Below are 19,179 nucleotides of genomic sequence, written 5' to 3'. Positions count from 1 at the left end.
TCTCGCTTCGGCGGGGCTTTTTCTTTTAGAGAAAGCCTTTTTCTCACAAACATGATATAATATTTCTATATTTTGTTGTTGAAAAGAGACGGTATGAAATTACTTTATACGGATATCCGCAGTCCTTTGACAGCGCATTTGGTTAAGCAAGCTCAGGACTTAGCAGCAGCCGGCAAGCGGGTCTTTTATATAGCTCCCAACTCCCTTTCTTTTGAAAAGGAGCGAGCAGTTTTGGAGGAATTGGAAAATCAGGCTTCCTTTGCCATTACAGTGACGCGTTTTGCCCAGATGGCTCGCTATTTTGTCCTCAATGATGTTCAGGAAGGACAGTCCTTGGACGACATTGGCCTAGGTATGCTATTTTACCGAATATTATCGGAAATGGATGATCGAGAACTAAAGGTTTATGGGCGGATCAAGAAGGATGCACAATTTATCCAGCAACTGCTAGACCTTTATCATGAGCTTCAGACAGCCCAGATGACTTTTGCGGATTTGAATCATCTAGAAGAGCCAGAGAAGCGCGAGGATTTGCTCAAGATTTTCACGGCTTTTTCTGCTGCTCTTCAGGCGGGAAATTATGATGCGACCTCTAAACTCACGATTTTTGCCCAGCATATTCTAGCTGGAGATTTGGATGGGGAATTGGCTAATCTCGCGCTGGTTATTGACGGATTTACCCGCTTCTCAGCAGAGGAGGAATATCTAGTAGATTTGCTGCATCGCAAGGGAGTGGAGATTGTCATTGGCGTTTATGCTAGTCAAAAAGCCTACCGGACAGCCTTTCGTGAGGGCAATCTTTACCAGGCCAGCGTGGACTTTTTGCTCAAGCTGGCTCAAACTTATGAGATCAAGCCAGAGTATCTAGCGGGAGATTCGATTCAGTCGGATGATGCCTTTGGCAAGATTTCAAAGATTTTAGAGAGTCGCTATGATTTTTCTGAAACCCATGTGGAATTGACTGCGGAGGATCGCTCTCACGTAGAGATTTGGTCGGTGCGCAATCAAAAAGAAGAACTAGAGTATGTGGCCAAGTCCATTCGTCAGCGGCTCCATGATGGCGCTCGCTACAAGGATATCCGGCTGCTTTTGGGTGATGTGGAGGTCTACCAGCTCCAGCTGAAGACCATTTTTGACCAGTATCAAATTCCATTTTATTTAGGGCGGTCTGAGTCCATGGCTCAGCATCCTTTGGTCCAGTTTTTAGAGTCACTGGAACGGTTGAAACGCTATAATTTTCAGACAGAAGATTTACTCAATCTTTTAAAAAACGGCCTGTATGGCGGCTTGCGTCAGGAGGAGCTGGATAGTTTTGAGCAGTACCTTCGCTTTGCGGAAATTAAAGGAGCAGCCAAGCTGGGGAGAGATTTCACCATTAACCGTCAGGAGAAATTTGACCTGAAGCGGCTCAATGTCATGCGTCGCAGCCTTATCACGCCTCTGTTAGACTTTTTCAAATCTCGCAGTCATACAGTGGCTGGCCTCTTGGCTAAATTTACCAATTTTATCAAAGAAGTTCGCTTGGATGCCAATCTGATGGGGCTGTTGGAAGATGCAAGTCAGCAGGAAGTAGAGCGGCAGGAGGAAGTCTGGAAGACCTTTTGCCATGTCTTAGAGCAGCTTGCTCAGGTGTTTGATGGTAGCAAGCTCAAGATCGATGATTTTCTGGCTCTGATTCTGTCTGGCATGCTTCTGGCCAAGTACCGAGTTGTACCAGCGACAGTGGACGTGGTGACAGTTCAGTCCTATGATTTGATTGAACCCATGGCTGCGCCTTATGTCTATGCTATCGGGTTGACTCAGGAACACTTGCCTAAGTTAGCGCAAAATAAAAGTCTACTCAGTGACGAGGAACGTCAGGCTTTAAACCAAGCAACTGGGGACGAGGCTGAGTTGCAGATATCCAGCAGTGAAAATCTCAAGAAAAATCGCTTTGCAGCGCTATCCTTGCTTAATTCAGCGACAGAAGATTTGGTTTTGTCTGCCCCTGTCTTAATCAATGAAGTAGAAGATGCCATGTCTTCCTATCTGACAGAGCTGGAAATAGCGCCTATTTCCCTACCTATCATCAGCAAGCGGCCACAGGCTAGCAGTGACGATATTGGGACTTATCGGGCTCTGTTGGCGCGCGTGATTGACCTCTATCAGGAGGATATTGACCGCGAATGGACACTGGAGGAGCAGACCTTTTGGGCAGTGGCCATTCGAGTCTTGCGTAAGAAGTTGGCAGCTGAAGGGATTTCCATTCCCCAGATCAGCAAGGAGTTGAAGACGGAGACTCTCAAGTCGGAAACCCTTCAGGCTCTGTATCCTTCAGAGCAGCCTTTAAAACTATCAGCTTCTGCCCTCAATGAATATTTTAAAAACCAGTATTCCTATTTCCTTAAGTATGTCCTGCGGCTACAGGAGGAGTGGACCATTCAGCCGGATGCGCGCAGTCACGGGATTTTCCTCCACCGAATCTTTGAAAAGGTTATGCAGGAGCACTTGGAGCAGGATTTCGACACTCGCTTGCAACGGGCTATGGAGGAGACTAGCTGGGAGGCTGAGTTTGAGTCTATCTATGGTGAAAATGGGGAGACCCAGTTTGCCCGCCGATTGCTATTGGATATGGCTCGGGCTACTGGCCGTATCTTGGCTCAGTCGGATGGGCTGGAGGTCATCGGTGAGGAGACTGACTTTGGTCGGGATGCTCGGCCTTTCTTGCTTTTGGACAATGGCAGAGCTCTTCAAGTTAGCGGTAAGGTGGACCGAATTGATCGTCTGAAGGAGACGGGGAGTCTGGGAGTCGTGGATTACAAGTCTGGCGATACCAAATTCAGCTTTGAGAAGTTCTTTAATGGGCTTAACTCTCAGTTGCCGACCTACCTAGCGGCTATCCGAGAAATGCCAGAATACCAAGAGGACAAGGGAATTTTCGGAGCCATGTACCTACAGATGACGGAGCCCCTAGCCAGCCTCAAGGACACTAAGGCACTGGACGAGGCTGTGAAACAAGTCATGAAAAGTCAGGTTTACAAAGGCCTCTTTCTGGCTGACCAGGTCAAGGACTTGGGAGCTAACTATGAGAAAAGCAAGGTTAATCTGCTGACTAAGGAAGAATTAGAAGTGATTTTGGCCTACAATGCCTACCTCTATCAGCAAGTGGCAGAAGGCATTTTAGCTGGTCGATTTGCCATCAATCCTTATACAGAAAATGGGCGCAGCATTGCCCCTTACGTGGATCAGTTTAAGGCCATCACAGGCTTTGAAGCTAATCTCCATCTGGGGCAGGCTAGACAGCTGACCAAGTTAAATCTTGAGCAGTACGAAAAACGGCCGACAGGCGAGAAGCTGCGTCAAGCCTGGCTAGAAAAAATCAAGGAGGAGTTGGATAAATGAGACGGATTCCCTTTTTAAACGAGCAGGATATCCTAGTCAAGCAGGCTGAGGAAGCTGCCTCTGACAAGCCACAAAAGCGCACACCAGAGCAGATCCAGGCTATCTACTCCTCTGGTCAGAATATTCTTGTTTCGGCTTCGGCTGGCTCTGGTAAGACCTATGTTATGGTTCAGCGGATTATTGACCAGATTCTCAGAGGTGTGGAGGTCAGCCAACTCTTCATCTCCACTTTCACTGTCAAGGCAGCAGGTGAGCTTAAGGAGCGACTGGAGAAGGAGCTGAGTCTGGTACTCAAGGAGACTTCAGATCAGGAACTCCGCCAGCATCTGGCCCAGCAGTTAGCTGAGATTGCCAATGCGGATATTGGTACTATGGATGCTTTTACACAGAAAGTAGTCAATAAGTACGGCTATTTGTTGGGGTTGGCACCGCATTTTCGGATTTTACAGTCGGCCAGTGAGCAGCTCATTATGCAAAATGAAGTCTTTGACCAGCTTTTCGATACCTACTATGAGAGTGATCAGCAGGAATTATTTAGTCGCTTGGTCAAAAATTTCACTGGTAAGCGCAAGGACATTTCTGGTTTCCGCCAGCAGATTTATAGTATTTATAGTTTTCTCCAGTCTACTAGTAATCCGCGGAAATGGTTGGAAGAGACCTTTCTTCTAGGCTATGAAACCAGTGATTTTGGAGCAGAGAGGGAGCGAATCCTGTCTGGAGCTAGGCAGTCTTTGCTGGATTTGGAAGATTTTTTCCAGAGCCATTTGGCTCATGAAGGTCAGGCCTTTGCTGGGGCTAAATATCAGGAAAATGTTCAGGCAGCCTTAGATATCTTGACTGAGTTGACAGAGCAGACCAAATCTGAGCAGTTACTAGACCTGATTCAGCGCTTTTTAGAATTAGCCAAGGCCTCTAAACATCAGGCTTTTACTGCCCGAGTTGGTAAGAATGCAGACGAGCTCAAAAAAGAGCTGGCTCAGACCTATAATGAAGCCCGCAAGCCCTTGATAGAGCGAATTAAAGAGCTGGATGTCCGCCTCTATCATCTGGACTTTATGGAGCAGCATCAGGCAGAAGCTCTTCCCCTATTGGATTTGTTACGCGATTTTGTCCGAGATTTCTCACAAGCTTATTTGGAGCGCAAGGTAGCAGAAAATGCCTTTGAATTTGGTGATATCAGCCATTTTGCAATTGAGATTTTAGAAAATTATCCAGAAGTGCGGCGTTTTTATCAAGATAAGTACCATGAGGTCATGGTCGATGAGTACCAAGACACCAACCATACTCAGGAGCGAATGCTGGAATTGCTGGCTCGAGGGAATAATCGCTTCATGGTTGGCGACATTAAGCAGTCCATCTATCGATTTCGCCAGGCCGATCCGCAGATTTTTAATGATAAATTTAAACTCTATCAGGCCGATCCTAGTCAGGGCAAGCTGATCATCCTCAAGGAAAATTTCCGCAGTCACATCGAGGTGCTGGAAGCGACCAATGATGTCTTTAAACGACTCATGGACGAGGAAATCGGCGAGATTGATTACAATGAGACCCACTACTTGGTAGCGGGAAATCCAGCCAAACGGGAGCCAAATCCAGCCAATCAAGCGGAATTTCTCCTTTATGATGGTAGCGCCGATAGCGAAGAAGAGGATTCTGACCAAGGCCTACCTAGTATTTCAGCTGGTGAAGTAGCCTTGGTAATCAAGGAAATTATCCGCCTTCATAATCAGGAAGGGGTGGATTTCAAGGATATTACCTTGCTGACAGCTTCGCGAACTCGCAATGATCTGATTTTGGCAGAGTTTGACCGGCATCATATCCCGATTGTTCCTGATGATGGCGAGACCAACTACCTCCAGTCGGTAGAGGTTATGGTGATGCTGGATACCTTGCGGACCATTAACAATCCTCTCAATGACTATGCCCTGACCGCTCTCCTAAAGTCGCCAATGTTTGACTTTGATGAGGATGAATTGGCTCGGCTAGCCTTGCAAGCCTCCAGTACCAAGTCTATGGAAAATCTCTACGAAAAGCTGAGGAATGCTCTGGCTGATCAAGGTCTGGAACCTCAGCTCATCCATGATGAATTGCGCAAGAAACTGCAGCACTTCCAGGAAACGCTGGATGACTGGCGCAACTATTCCAAGATGCATTCTCTCTATGATTTAATCTGGAAGATTTATCAGGATCGTTTTTACTACGATATGGTGGGGGCTCTGCCCAACGGTGAGCAGCGTCAGGCCAATCTCTATGCCCTGTCCTTGAGGGCCAACGACTATGAAAAATCGAGTTTCAAGGGTCTGTCCCGCTTTATCAGCATGATTGACCGAATTTTGAAAAATGAGCACGATTTGGCCAGTGTCCCTCTGGCTGCTCCGAAAAATGCAGTCCAGCTAATGACCATCCATAAGAGTAAGGGGCTGGAGTTCAAATATGTCTTTCTACTCAATATGGACAAGGCCTTCAACCGTCAGGATAGCAGCTCTGCAATTATCCTCAGCAGAAAAAAAGGCATCGGAATCAAATATATAGCTGATGTGGATGTTGAGGCTCAGGATCCTCATGCACCCAAGCAGATCCGCATTTCCATGGAGACCCTACCTTATCAGCAGAATGCCGAAGAACTCAAGCTGGCAAGCCTGTCTGAGCAGATGCGTCTGCTCTATGTGGCCATGACGCGGGCTGAAACCAAGCTCTATCTGGTCGGCAAGGGCAAGCAAGCTAAGCTCCAAGAGCGCAAGTGGGGAAGCAGCCAAAATGGGCGCTTGTCTAGCAGTCTCCGAAGCCAGCTGACCAATTTTCAGGATTGGCTCTATGCTATTCAGTCAGTGTTTGAAAAGGAAAATCTGGCTTATCAAACCCGCTTTGTAACTGATCAGGAGCTGACAGACGAACAGATTGGCTTAGTAGAGCAGGCTGATCCTATTCCAGTAGATGATTTGACGGGCAACCGTCAGTCAGAGGATATACGCCGAGCTCTGGATATCTTGGAGAATGTAGATCGACTCAACAGCCTCTATCAAGCGGCTATTGAATTGCCTAGTGTCCGCACGCCCAGTCAAATCAAGAAGTTCTATGAACCAGTTATGGACTCAGAAGGGCTGGACATTATGGATGCGCCTCGAAGTTATCAGACTCAGCTGTCTTTTGAACTGCCTGATTTTGGCAAGAAGAAGCAAGTCACGGGAGCTCAAATCGGTTCTGCTGTCCATGAGCTCATGCAAAGGATTCCGCTGGATCGTCCTATTACAAAGACTAGCATTCGTCAAGCCTTGGCTCAGGTTCAGGCAGATGCGGCAGTCAAGAAAGAGATTGATTTGGCTAAGATTGAAGCCTTTTTCGCTAAAGAACTAGGTCAGCTAATCCAGCATCAGGCCAATCATCTCCATCGGGAAGCACCTTTTGCCATGCTCAAGCAGGATCCGGCTAGCGGTCAAGACTTTGTCGTTCGGGGAATCTTAGACGGCTACCTGCTCTTTAATGATCGCATTGTCCTCTTTGACTATAAGACTGACCGCTATCATGAGCCGACAGAGTTAGTAGAGCGCTACCGAGCTCAATTAGATCTCTATGCAGAGGCGCTCAGTCGTTCCTATGGTCTTAGCCAAGTAGACAAATATTTGATTCTACTAGGAGGAGCTGAGCTGCAGGTGGTCAAGGTGGACTAGCCTGCTTGGGGAATAATTAGAGTTCTAGCAAGAAAGGATATTACTAAGGGAAATGCTTGGCGGAAGGCTAGGTACATGAATTAAGTACTAATCTTCCCTTGGCGTTTCCTTTTTTTGCTTCTTTTGGGTATAATAGAAGATATGAAAGTATTACTATATCTAGAAGGAAAGTCTGTTTTAGAAAAATCAGGTATCGGCCGTGCCTTGCAGCATCAAATGCATGCACTGGATCTGGCAGGAATTCCTTATACCACAGATGTTTTAGGAGATTATGATGTCGTGCACATCAACACTTACGGACCTCGTAGTTTACTTCTTCTTCACGCGGCTAAGCGGGGAGGTAAAAAAGTGATCATGCACGGACATTCGACCAAAGAAGACTTCGAAAATTCTTTTATTGGGTCTAATCTTTTTGCGCCCTTATTTGGCAAATATCTAGTGCACATGTATAAAATGGCGGACTTTATCATTACTCCGTCTGAGTATTCAAAAAAATTGATTGAGTCCTACGGTGTGACGACACCCATCATGGCTGTCTCAAACGGCATTGACCTGTCGAAATACAAGAAAGATGAACGCAAGGAAGAAGTCTTTAAAAAACATTTTCAGATTGCAGATGGGCAGAAAGTTGTAATTTGTGCTGGCCTTTATTTCAGACGAAAAGGAATCGAAGACTTTGTCGAAGTGGCTCGCAGAATGCCAGATGTCCGCTTTATCTGGCTGGGTTCTATCAATCTCTGGCTTATTCCGCGCAAGATTCGAGACCTTGTCCTCTATAATCATCCAGAAAACGTGGAATTTCCGGGTTATTTCAAAGGTGCAGTCTTCCAAGGAGCCATGTCAGGCAGTGACGCCTTCTTTTTCCCGTCTTATGAAGAGACCGAAGGGATTGTGGTCCTAGAAGCGCTGGCCAGCGGGCAACACGTGGTCCTGCGTGATATTCCTGTTTATAATGGCTGGATTGATGAAGAGTCGGCGGAGCTTTGTCATAATGTAGATGAGTTTGTCGAGTCGCTTCGTAAGGTTCTTGACGGAAAAGTGGACAAACGTGAAGCAGGCTATCGTGTTGCGGAGAGTCGCTCTATCGATGATGTCGCACTTCAGTTAGTCAAGGCTTACCAAACAGTTTTGGAGATGTGATATGCGGATTGGTCTTTTTACAGATACCTATTTTCCTCAGGTTTCCGGGGTGGCGACGAGCATTCGCACCCTCAAGACTGAGCTAGAGAAACTAGGTCACAAAGTCTTTATTTTTACTACGACAGACAAGGATGTCAACCGCTATGAAGATTGGCAGATTATCCGTATTCCCAGCGTACCTTTCTTTGCTTTTAAGGATCGGCGCGTGGCTTATCGTGGCTTTTCCAATGCCTTAGAAATTGCTCGCCAGTACCAGCTGGATATCATCCATACTCAGACAGAGTTTTCGCTGGGCCTTTTGGGCATCTGGATTGCCAAGGAACTGCGGATTCCAGTGGTTCACACTTACCATACCCAATATGAGGATTATGTGCATTATCTTGCAAAGGGCATGGTGATTCGTCCGAGTATGGTCAAGTACATCGTGCGTGGTTTTATGAGCGATTTGGATGGTGTCGTTTGTCCTTCTGAGATTGTCTACGATCTTTTGGTCGGTTATAAAATCAAGGCGGAAAAACGGGTTATCCCAACAGGAATCGACTTGGCCAAATTTGACCGCCCAGAACTCTCACGGGAAGACATCAAGAAACTGCGCTTTAAGCTGGGCATAGCAGAAGACGAAATCATGCTGCTCAGTTTATCAAGAATTTCCTACGAGAAAAATATCCAAGCGATTGTTGAAGCACTGCCAATGGTTCTGGAAGAAAATGCCAAGGTGAAGTTGGTCATTGTCGGAGATGGACCTTATGCTGAGGACTTAAAAGCCTTGGTAGCCCAGCTTCACATTGAGGACTCAGTCATTTTTACAGGGATGATTGCCCCAAGCGATACGGCCCTCTACTATAAGGCGGCAGATTTCTTTATCTCAGCCTCAACCAGTGAGACGCAGGGGCTGACTTATCTGGAAAGTCTAGCCAGCGGTACACCCATCATCGCCCATGGCAATCCTTATCTGGACAATGTAATCAGCGATAAAACTTTTGGTACGCTTTATTATGAGAGCCGGGATTTGGCAGGAGCTATTTTGGAGGCCATTTTGGCAACACCAGATATGGACGAGAAAAAGCTAGCCGATAAATTATACGAGATTTCCGCCGAGAATTTTGGTCGTCGAATCTATGAATTCTATCTAGATTTAACCATTAGCAAGGATTTTCATAATGATCTCAATCCTGAAGAAACGATGGCCAAACGCTTAGCCAAGACCATTGTCTATTTGCCAGGAAAAATCATGTCACTGCCGGTCAACAGCTCAACTAGGATGATAAAAGCCTCTAAGAAGCAGATAAAGAATATTCGGAAATATTGGGAATAAACTTTCTCATAAGGCCTAATGAACGGAGGTGCTCTTATGAAAGTCCATAAAAAAGAAATTTTCTTTTTGCTCCCCCTTTTCTTTTTCTATTTTGTCTTTTATATACTGTTACGGTATGTGCCAATGGATTCCATCTTAAGTAAGGGGCTAGTAGTTGGAAATGTTCTCATCTACTCTCCTCTGGCAACCTTGTTGGTATCCCTGCTCTATGCAGCTTTATATGGATTTTCTTTGCGCTTTTCTTTCTTGGTTGCCCTCTTATTTTTCTTGACTATTTTCACCTTTGGGGAGTGGATTCCTCTTTATCATGCCGCCTATTTCCTTTTCTCACTAGCTGGAAATGGCTTGGGGCATGTGATTTATAGATTTACTAGGAAAAATAGCAGAGCTGAAAACCAATAAAAGTTCTTGCAAATTTTTTCAATCGTGCTATAATAATTTTTAGAGACATATCACCTGCAGGAAATCTTTTAGAGAGCGCGTGGAGCTGGAAATCGCGTAGAGGATGCAGTTGGGACTACTCTATCAGCTTTTATGCAAACATAAAACGGTGGCTACGTTAGAGCCAATCAGAGGTGTAGGTCTTTTTGGCCTGCATAAATGAAGGTGGAACCACGTTGCGACGTCCTTTTGAGGAGGTCGTTTTTTGTATGGAGAATAGTTAAGACAAAGTTAAAATGAATTTAGCCAAGAGCTGAATGAGGTGATAGATTTGAAGAAAAAATTATCTTGGATGATGGCTTGCACCTTCCTATTAGTCTATGTCTGGCTAATGAAAACGCTCAGTCTATGGGGGACGGAAAATATTGTCGTCTTTTCATTTTTTCTACTCATTCCTCTCTTGCCATTTCTTGCCCCCTTTCTTGGTATCTTAATGTTTTTCAACAACAAGAAACTCATTATAACAGGATATCTTTTAAGTTTGACAGCTGGTATCTATTTAGTCAATGCAATCAAAAGTTATCCGATAAGAATATACATGAGAGGTGAGATGACTCAGGAGGAATATCTGTCTCTTATTCTTTCCTTGGTAGGCTATCTATTTATTTCTACGCTTTTCTTTATTTTTAGAATGAAAAAGCTAAAATGAAATTGATTGTTATCATTCTTTGTTGATAGCTAGTTTCCCAGTTCTTCAACCCTCAGTTATAAAATATGATAAATTTTTAAGGAGAAAACCATGATTAAGATTACTTTCCCAGATGGCGCTGTTCGTGAATTCGAATCTGGCGTGACTACTTTTGAAATTGCCCAATCTATCAGCAATTCCCTAGCTAAAAAAGCTTTGGCTGGTAAATTCAACGGCAAACTGATTGATACGACTCGTGCCATCACTGAAGATGGAAGCCTCGAAATTGTGACACCTGATCACGAAGATGCCCTTCCAATCTTGCGTCACTCAGCTGCCCACTTGTTCGCCCAAGCAGCTCGTCGTCTTTTCCCAGATATTCACTTGGGGGTTGGTCCAGCTATCGAAGATGGTTTCTACTACGATACGGATAATCAAGCTGGTCAAATTTCTAACGAAGACCTTCCTCGTATTGAAGAAGAAATGAAAAAAATCGTTAAAGAAAACTTCCCATCTATTCGCGAGGAAGTTACCAAGGACGAGGCGCGTGAAATCTTTAAGAACGACCCTTACAAGTTGGAATTGATTGAAGAACACTCTGAGGACAAAGGCGGTTTGACTATCTACCGTCAGGGTGAATACGTGGACCTTTGCCGTGGACCTCACGTCCCATCAACAGGCCGTATCCAAATCTTCCACCTTCTTCATGTAGCTGGTGCTTACTGGCGTGGAAATAGCGACAATGCCATGATGCAACGTATCTACGGTACAGCTTGGTTTGATAAGAAAGACTTGAAGAACTACCTTCAAATGCGTGAAGAAGCCAAAGAACGTGACCACCGTAAACTTGGTAAAGAGCTTGACCTCTTCATGATTTCACAAGAAGTTGGTCAAGGACTGCCATTCTGGTTGCCAAATGGTGCGACTATCCGTCGTGAATTGGAACGCTACATTGTCGATAAGGAGTTGGCTTCTGGCTACCAACACGTCTACACTCCACCACTTGCATCAGTAGAACTTTACAAGACTTCTGGTCACTGGGACCATTACCAAGAAGACATGTTTCCAACTATGGATATGGGTGACGGTGAAGAATTTGTCCTTCGCCCAATGAACTGCCCACACCACATCCAAGTCTACAAACACCATGTACACTCATACCGTGAATTACCAATCCGTATCGCTGAGATTGGCATGATGCACCGATATGAAAAATCTGGTGCCCTTACTGGCCTTCAACGTGTACGCGAAATGTCCCTAAATGATGGTCATACTTTTGTAGCTCCAGAACAAATTGAGGAAGAATTCAAGAAAATTCTTCAATTGATTATCGACGTGTATGAAGACTTTAATTTGACAGATTACCGTTTCCGCTTGTCTTACCGTGATCCAGAAGATAAACACAAATACTTTGACAACGATGAAATGTGGGAAAATGCACAACACATGTTGAAGGCAGCTATGGATGATATGGAACTGGACTACTTTGAAGCTGAAGGTGAAGCAGCCTTCTACGGACCAAAATTGGATATCCAGGTTAAGACTGCCCTTGGAAAAGAAGAAACCCTTTCGACTATCCAGCTTGACTTCTTGCTTCCAGAACGCTTTGACCTTAAATATATCGGAGCTGATGGGGAAGAGCACCGTCCAGTTATGATCCACCGTGGGGTTATCTCAACTATGGAACGCTTCACAGCTATCTTGATTGAGAACTACAAGGGTGCCTTCCCAACATGGCTTGCACCACATCAAGTGACCCTCATCCCAGTATCTAACGAAAAACACGTGGACTATGCATGGGAAGTGGCTAAGAAACTCCGTGACCGTGGTGTCCGTGCTGATGTGGATGAGCGCAATGAAAAAATGCAGTTCAAGATTCGTGCATCACAAACGAGCAAGATTCCTTACCAATTGATCGTTGGAGACAAGGAAATGGAAGACGGAACAGTCAACGTTCGTCGCTATGGACAAAAAGAAACACAAACTGTTTCAGTTGATGAATTTGTTCAAGCTATCCTTGCTGATATTGCCAACAAATCACGCGTGGCTAAAGAAGATTAAAATAAAAAAGGCAAATTCAATTGAGGAAGCTCCTCAATAGGCTTTGCCTTTTCATTTTTTACAATTTTGTTAAACGTAATTCTCTCTTATCTCAGTGTTTTGTCTAATCCCATGAAAAATGATATAATAGAATAAAAGGACAGGGGAGAGAGATGTTAAAGAGAGATTTACTGAGAAATATTATCATTGTGACGGTATTTATTGCCATTCTGGTAGGCTTGCGTTTGTTTGTCTATACACCTTATCGCATCACCAAGCAAGATGCCAATTCTTTCTTAGCGGAAAATGATTTGGTCTTGGCGGATAAGACAGCCAAGCTTGCTCGTGGGGAATTTGCCCTCTATGAAGTCGATGGAAAAGAGTATGTCGGCCGTGTCATTGCTAAGGAAAATGACAAGGTGACCTATATGGATAACTTGCTCTACCTGAACGATCAGGTGCAGTCAGAGCAATATATCGAAAAGATGCGAGAGAAATATCTGGCTTCGGCTGCCAGCACGGGCTATTATACCCACGATTTTTCTGTTGTTGACTTAAAAGGTGCGACTTCTGATACCATCCCTAAAAATTCTTTTTTAATCTTAAATGATCGGCGAGAAAATACGAAAGACAGTCGAGAATTTGGTCTGATCAAAAAGGAGCAGATTAAGGGCAGTGTAGAATTTCGCGTTTCTCCCTTAAATAAATTTGGTTTTATTGAAACGAAGTAGCAAAAAACTAGGCTGGAAATTCCAACCTAGTTTTCTTTTTGAGATGTTTTAAGACTTTCTTTGGTTTTCTTAAGCTCTTTTTTTAGCGAGAAATTTTTAGACATGCTGATGAGAAAGGTTGTAATAGAGCCTAGGAGGACAGAGACCAAAATCAAAATGATTAAGGGAAGTTTAAAGCTGAAGAGGATAAAGCTAACATTGACGCTCTGCATATTTGCTAAGGAAATGCTGGCAACCAATAGGATGGTAATCAATAGCAGGATATAGTGTAATTTTTCTTTCATAATGATTCTCCTAATTATTCAAATTCAGCCTTGCTCTTGATATCGCCATATTCTTCTTGAGTTTCTTGGGCTAGGATATCTTCATAAGCTGCCAGTTCAATGGCAGAGCCATACTTGTTTTTCAGAGCAGTGGTCACGAGACGGTAGGCCAAGTTCGCATTGCGAGACAAGATGGGACCATGGAAGTAGGAGCCGAAGACATTCTTATAGTGGACGCCTTCATTGCCGTCTTCTTGGTTGTTACCATTTCCATAGACGACCTTGCCCAGAGGTTTCTCATCGTCAGAGAGGAAGGTTCGTCCTTGGTGGTTTTCAAAGCCGTAGTAGGTCTCGTTAAATTCTTCGTTATGAATCTTAATGTCACCAATATAGCGATTCTTGACTTGGTTGAGAGTGTAGTGTCCCATGATGCCCAGTCCTTCGATTCGACGGCCAGAAGCCTCGATATAGTATTGGCCAAGAAGTTGGAAACCGCCGCAGATAGCTAGCACAACGCCGTTGTCATTGATAAAGTTTTCCAAAGCTTCCTTTTTAGCTGGCAGGTCACGAGCCACGATCGTTTGCTCATAGTCTTGACCTCCGCCAAAGAAGACGATGTCGTAGCTATCCTTGTCAAAGTCATCTTCTAGGGAGACAATATCAACCTCAACCCTAGCGCCTAGCTTTTCAGCTACATACTTGAGCATAAGGACATTACCGTTGTCGCCATAGGTATTCATAAGGTCGCCGTAGAGATGAGCGATTTTTAAGTCATAGTGATAATCCTGGTTTGCAGGGGAAACGAGGGATCTATAAACCATTAGTTCATCTCCTTTCTGATTACTTGTCGTTCTGCCAGCAACTCGCGGAATTCCAGCATGGCGGTATAAGTAGCTAGAATATAGGCATGTTTGGTTTCTTGCTCTTCAATCATCTTAAAGACTGCTTCCAAATCTTTGACTTCGGTAATCTGATCTGCTGGATAGCCTGTTACTCGCAGTCGACGCGCAATCTCAGAATGGCGAACTCCACCTGCAAGGACCTGAGGAATCTCCATCTCTAAAATTTTCTCAAAATCAGCATCCCAGATCCAGCTGGTATCAATGCCGTCTGCATAGTTGGCATTGAGCAGGACAGAGAGGCTAAAGTCAAAAGGTGCTAGCTCAATCATTTCCAAGGCTTGGGTCGCACCGACTGGATTTTTGATCAAGACCAAGGTACATTCCTTATCGCCGATTTTGAAAGTTTCCTGACGACCAAAGACAGCTCTGCTCTTGTCAAAGCCAGCCTTGATGGTAGCCGGCTCAACTCCGAAGAACTGAGCAACTGACACAGCGGCCAAGGCATTATAGATATTGTAGAGACCACCGATATTGATCTGATAGTCTTGTCCATCAATGGTAAAGGCAGAGCGATTGTGCTCAAGTGCTTTGAGAGCGGTCAGACTGTAGTCTAGCTTAGGGCGCTTGAAACCACAGTCCTCACAGATGTAAGCTCCCAGATTTGCATAAGTATTGAGCTCGTACTTGAGGATATGCTCGCACTTAGGACAGAGGATACCCTCAGTATTGTAGTGGGCTAGCTTAGGTTGGCTTTTCTCCGTGTCAAATCCATAGTAGCGGACAGGATTCTTCAGGCTGACCGAGTTAAAGAGCGGGCTGTCACCATTCATTAGTACAGTCGCTTCAGGTACTTTAGCAGCAGCATCCAGAATCATCTGGTAGGTCGTGTAGATCTCACCATAGCGGTCCATCTGATCTCGGAAAATGTTGGTAAAGACGAAGAGGCTAGGCTTGATATAATCACAAATCCGAGACAGGCTGGCTTCATCTATTTCCAGCACAGCGATATTTTTGCCAGATTTGCCTTTCTTAGCGGTTAGGAAGGTTGTGGTAATCCCGGTAATCATATTGGCACCGCTAGGATTGGTCACCACTTCTCCGAAAGCTTCCTTGAGAATGCCCACTGTCAGAGCTGTAGTCAGGGTTTTACCATTGGTTCCGGTAATAACTACAACTTCGTAGTTCTTGGCCAAGTTTTGCAGAATGTTTTTGTCAAATGTGAGGGCAACTTTCCCTGGCAGAGTCGATCCGCGTCCCATTTTGCTCAGAACAAAGTGGAAGGACTTGCCTGCCAAGAGGCCCAATGCTGTATTTATCTTCATAAGAAATATTTTATCATAAAAAAGTAAAGAAGGTTACAGAAAAATATCCTTAAAAGTGATATAATGGTTGAGAACTGTTTGTTTTTGACTGGGAGGGCCACTATGCAATGAACTTTCAACAATTAACCAATCTCCAATACTGGTCTAATGTATTCAGTAATCCTTGGAATATTTTAATCAACATTATTGATATTGCTTTAGTTACCTGGATTTTATATCATTTTACTAAAGCAATTGCTGGGACCAAAATTATGATTCTGGTTCGGGGAGTGCTCTTCTTTATCTTGGCACAGTTTTTAGCGAATATCATTGGTTTAACGACCATTTCATGGTTGATCAATCAGGTTATTACCTACGGGGTCATTGCGGCAGTGGTGATTTTCTCGCCTGAGATTCGGACTGGTCTTGAAAAGCTGGGTAGAGCAACTGAGATTTTTTCAGCCACGCCAGTCAGCAGTGAGGAGAAATTGATTCAAGCCTTTGTTAAGGCAGTAGCTTACATGAGTCCGCGTAAGATCGGTGCCTTGGTGGCTATTCAGGGCGCTCGAACGTTGCAGGAATATATTGCGACTGGAATTCCTCTGGATGCGGATATCTCTGGGGAACTGTTGATCAATATTTTCATTCCTAATACGCCTCTGCATGATGGGGCAGTTATTATCAAAGATAATAAGATCGCTGCCTCTTGTGCCTATTTGCCGCTTACAGAAAGCACAGGTATTTCCAAGGAATTTGGGACTCGTCACCGGGCTGCGATTGGCCTTTCAGAAGTTTCAGATGCCTTTACTTTTGTTGTGTCTGAGGAGACAGGTGGTATTTCTACGACACATAATGGAGTCTTCAAGCATGACTTGAGTTTGAGCGAGTTCGAATCACAACTGCGGGAAGTTCTCTTATCAGACAAGCATGAGAAATTGAGCCTAAAGAATCGTATCCTAGGAGGATGGAAGAATGAAAGAAAGTAAAAAAATTCTCTATATTATCTCCTCCATATTTTTTGCTTTGGTTTTGTTTATTTATGCGACGTCTAGTAGTTTTCAAAATAGTATCAGCATTCGCCAAGTGACCTCGGAAACTTATAGTAATACGATTTCTAATGTCCCGATTGATATCAAGTATGATAGCGAACGGTACTTCATTAGCGGCTTTACTTCCGAGGCTAGTGTTGTTTTGACGGGGTCTAATAGAGTGGCTTTAAGTAGCGAAATGCAGGAGAGTACACGGAAGTTCCATGTGGTAGCGGATTTATCTAATGCATCAGAAGGAACAGTCGAAGTGCAGCTGAAAGTCGAAAATCTACCAAGCGGCCTGTCTGCTACGGTTAATCCGCAAAAAATTTCAGTCAAGATAGGTAAAAAAGCAAGCAAGAAAGTGCCAGTGAAGTATCTCATCACAGGCAGTCAGGTTGCAGAAGATATTTCTATCACAAATGTGAGCTTGGAGCACGAAGAAGTGACAGTGACAAGCGATGAAGAAACTTTGGAAAAAGTTAATCATGTCGCAGCAGTCTTACCAAGCAATGTCACTATTTCAGGAAATTATAGTGGGGCAGCTTCCTTGCAGGCCATGGATGCCAATGGGAATGTTTTGCCAAGTGTTGTGACACCGTTTGAAACAACGATGAAAGTTACGACCAAAACGACACATTCGAATTCGTCAAGCTCAAAATCGAGCTCAAGTTCGAATTCATCTAGTAAATAAATGCAAGATTTGAAAGGAAAATTTTAAAAATGGGTAAATATTTTGGAACCGATGGTGTTCGTGGAGAGGCTAATGTGGAATTAACGCCGGAATTGGCCTTTAAACTGGGTCGTTTTGGTGGATATGTTCTGAGCCAACACGAAAGTGAAGTTCCTCGGGTATTTGTTGGCCGTGATACACGTATTTCGGGAGAAATGTTGGAGAGTGCCTTGATTGCAGGTCTGCTTTCTGTGGGGATTCACGTCTACAAACTTGGTGTGATCGCTACTCCGGGTGTTGCCTACTTGGTCAAATCCGAAAAAGCTAGTGCGGGTGTCATGATTTCAGCTAGTCACAATCCTGCTCTCGATAATGGCATCAAATTCTTTGGTGGCGATGGTTATAAACTGGATGATGAGCGCGAACTCGAAATCGAAGCATTGCTGGACGCAGCAGAAGATACCCTTCCACGTCCAAGTGCAGAAGGTCTAGGAAAAGTCATGGATTATCCGGAAGGCTTGCGTAAGTACCAACAATATATCGTTTCAACTGGTTTAGATCTTGAAGGAATGCACGTTGCCCTCGATACAGCAAATGGCGCTGCTTCAACTAGTGCCCGTCAAATTTTTGCTGATTTGGGTGCCCAGCTGACTGTTATCGGAGAAAATCCAGATGGCCTCAATATTAACTTAAATGTAGGCTCTACTCATCCAGAAGGCTTACAGGAGACAGTCCGTGAGTCAGGAGCAGCGATTGGTCTCGCTTTTGATGGTGATAGTGACCGTTTGATTGCCGTTGATGAAAATGGCGATATTGTAGATGGTGACAAGATTATGTACATCATTGGCAAGTATCTTTCTGAAAAAGGTCAATTAGCTCAAAATACAATTGTGACGACGGTTATGTCCAACCTTGGTTTCCACAAAGCCTTGGAGCGCGAAGGCATCAATAAAGTAGTGACTGCCGTTGGTGACCGCTATGTGGTAGAAGAAATGCGCAAGAATGGTTATAATCTAGGTGGCGAGCAATCTGGACATGTCATTATCATGGATTATAATACCACTGGTGATGGTCAATTGTCAGCGGTACAATTAACCAAAGTGATGAAAGAAACTGGCAAGAGCTTGTCTGAACTTGCGGCAGAAGTGACCATTTACCCACAAAAATTGGTTAATATTCGTGTCGAAAATGCTATGAAGGATAAGTCAATGGAAGTACCAGCCATCAGAGACATTATTGAAAAAATGGAAACTGAAATGGCAGGAAACGGCCGTATCCTTGTCCGTCCAAGCGGAACAGAACCGCTTCTGCGTGTCATGGCTGAAGCGCCAACTCACGAAGAAGTGGACTACTATGTGGACACAATTGCGAATGTTGTCCGTGCTGAAATTGGTATCGAATAAAGGTCAAAAGATTGGAGAAGCCTCCTATTTGGAGTGAGTTCTTCAATCTTTTTAAATTATTTACATAAATATCCTTTAGGATTCTTTGGCTAATGGAGTAAAATCTCTCTTTTTCTTTTTCATCTTGTAAATATTTGAAAAAGTATGCTAATCGTGTTAAAATATAGGGAGTAATCTAGGAATTGAGGTAATAAAGTGGCTTTTGGAGATAACGGACAACGTAAAAAAACTGGATTTGAAAAATTGACAATGCTGGTCGTGGTAATCATGTTACTTGTAACGATTGGTGCAATTTTTGCACAAGCTATCGGCGTAATCTTCTAAT

The 19,179-nt window shown here is 44.2% G+C and carries 15 protein-coding genes; 12 read left to right on the top strand and 3 right to left on the bottom strand.

The genetic code is table 11. The features are described from left to right. The first annotated feature begins 93 nt into the window (after nucleotides 1–93). The 8 genes from rexB to lepB all read left to right on the top strand — a co-directional run bounded on the left by rexB (nucleotide 94) and on the right by lepB (nucleotide 13,344). On the top strand, nucleotides 94–3,381 hold the full coding sequence (gene rexB / locus HBA50_RS06625; protein ID WP_045499361.1) for an ATP-dependent nuclease subunit B: 3,288 nt from the start codon (nucleotides 94–96) through the stop codon (nucleotides 3,379–3,381). Further along, nucleotides 3,378–7,049, top strand: coding sequence for a helicase-exonuclease AddAB subunit AddA (gene addA, locus HBA50_RS06620; protein ID WP_045499364.1), 3,672 nt, complete (start codon nucleotides 3,378–3,380; stop codon nucleotides 7,047–7,049). Before rexB ends, addA begins: the two co-directional genes overlap by 4 nt. A gap of 141 nt (nucleotides 7,050–7,190) precedes the next feature. Beyond that, a complete protein-coding gene (locus tag HBA50_RS06615; RefSeq protein WP_045499367.1) occupies nucleotides 7,191–8,189 on the top strand; it encodes an LTA glycolipid anchor biosynthesis glycosyltransferase, IagA/BgsA family in 999 nt (332 codons plus the stop codon). Between the two features lies 1 nt (nucleotide 8,190). Beyond that, on the top strand, nucleotides 8,191–9,504 hold the full coding sequence (locus HBA50_RS06610; protein WP_045499369.1) for a glycosyltransferase family 4 protein: 1,314 nt from the start codon (nucleotides 8,191–8,193) through the stop codon (nucleotides 9,502–9,504). A gap of 36 nt (nucleotides 9,505–9,540) precedes the next feature. Then, on the top strand, nucleotides 9,541–9,906 hold the full coding sequence (locus HBA50_RS06605; protein WP_045499372.1) for a membrane protein: 366 nt from the start codon (nucleotides 9,541–9,543) through the stop codon (nucleotides 9,904–9,906). 331 nt (nucleotides 9,907–10,237) lie between these two features. After that, nucleotides 10,238–10,594: a hypothetical protein gene (locus HBA50_RS06600; RefSeq protein ID WP_045499790.1), complete on the top strand. Its 357-nt coding sequence runs from the start codon at nucleotides 10,238–10,240 to the stop codon at nucleotides 10,592–10,594. A gap of 90 nt (nucleotides 10,595–10,684) precedes the next feature. Continuing rightward, entirely contained in the window at nucleotides 10,685–12,634 is a 1,950-nt protein-coding gene (gene thrS, locus HBA50_RS06595) for a threonine--tRNA ligase (protein WP_045499375.1), read from the top strand. Between the two features lie 152 nt (nucleotides 12,635–12,786). Then, entirely contained in the window at nucleotides 12,787–13,344 is a 558-nt protein-coding gene (gene lepB / locus HBA50_RS06590; RefSeq protein WP_045499378.1) for a signal peptidase I, read from the top strand. Nucleotides 13,345–13,370: 26 nt separating this feature from the next. Here lepB and HBA50_RS06585 read toward each other — a convergent pair whose 3' ends face one another. From HBA50_RS06585 to murT, 3 genes are read right to left on the bottom strand one after another with little or no spacing between them, the layout of a single operon-like run. Then, nucleotides 13,371–13,628: a LapA family protein gene (locus HBA50_RS06585; RefSeq protein WP_045499381.1), complete on the bottom strand. Its 258-nt coding sequence runs from the start codon at nucleotides 13,626–13,628 to the stop codon at nucleotides 13,371–13,373. Nucleotides 13,629–13,642: 14 nt separating this feature from the next. After that, complete coding sequence (gene gatD / locus HBA50_RS06580; RefSeq protein ID WP_045499384.1) at nucleotides 13,643–14,428, bottom strand: lipid II isoglutaminyl synthase subunit GatD; 786 nt, start codon at nucleotides 14,426–14,428, stop codon at nucleotides 13,643–13,645. Continuing rightward, nucleotides 14,428–15,771 (bottom strand): lipid II isoglutaminyl synthase subunit MurT, encoded by a 1,344-nt coding sequence (murT, locus tag HBA50_RS06575; RefSeq protein WP_045499387.1) that lies wholly within the window; start codon nucleotides 15,769–15,771, stop codon nucleotides 14,428–14,430. Before murT ends, gatD begins: the two co-directional genes overlap by 1 nt. 107 nt (nucleotides 15,772–15,878) lie before the next feature. Between murT and cdaA the strand changes: the two genes are divergently transcribed. The 4 genes from cdaA (at nucleotide 15,879) to HBA50_RS06555 (ending at nucleotide 19,178) form a co-directional block, all read left to right on the top strand. Continuing rightward, the gene (cdaA, locus tag HBA50_RS06570; protein ID WP_045499389.1) at nucleotides 15,879–16,736 is read left to right on the top strand and encodes a diadenylate cyclase CdaA; all 858 of its coding nucleotides are present in this window, start codon (nucleotides 15,879–15,881) and stop codon (nucleotides 16,734–16,736) included. Further along, entirely contained in the window at nucleotides 16,723–17,472 is a 750-nt protein-coding gene (locus HBA50_RS06565) for a CdaR family protein (protein ID WP_045499391.1), read from the top strand. Before cdaA ends, HBA50_RS06565 begins: the two co-directional genes overlap by 14 nt. A gap of 29 nt (nucleotides 17,473–17,501) precedes the next feature. Continuing rightward, nucleotides 17,502–18,854: a phosphoglucosamine mutase gene (gene glmM / locus HBA50_RS06560; RefSeq protein ID WP_045499393.1), complete on the top strand. Its 1,353-nt coding sequence runs from the start codon at nucleotides 17,502–17,504 to the stop codon at nucleotides 18,852–18,854. 195 nt (nucleotides 18,855–19,049) lie between these two features. Continuing rightward, nucleotides 19,050–19,178 carry a DUF4044 domain-containing protein gene (locus tag HBA50_RS06555; RefSeq protein ID WP_065426516.1) on the top strand — a complete coding sequence of 43 codons (129 nt, stop codon included), beginning with the start codon at nucleotides 19,050–19,052 and terminating at the stop codon, nucleotides 19,176–19,178. The last annotated feature ends 1 nt before the right edge of the window (nucleotide 19,179 follow it).

The sequence above is a fragment of the Streptococcus cristatus ATCC 51100 genome (genome assembly GCF_011612585.1).
GTDB classification, from domain to species: Bacteria; Bacillota; Bacilli; order Lactobacillales; family Streptococcaceae; genus Streptococcus; species Streptococcus cristatus_H.
This window is presented reverse-complemented; position numbering and strand designations above follow the sequence as displayed.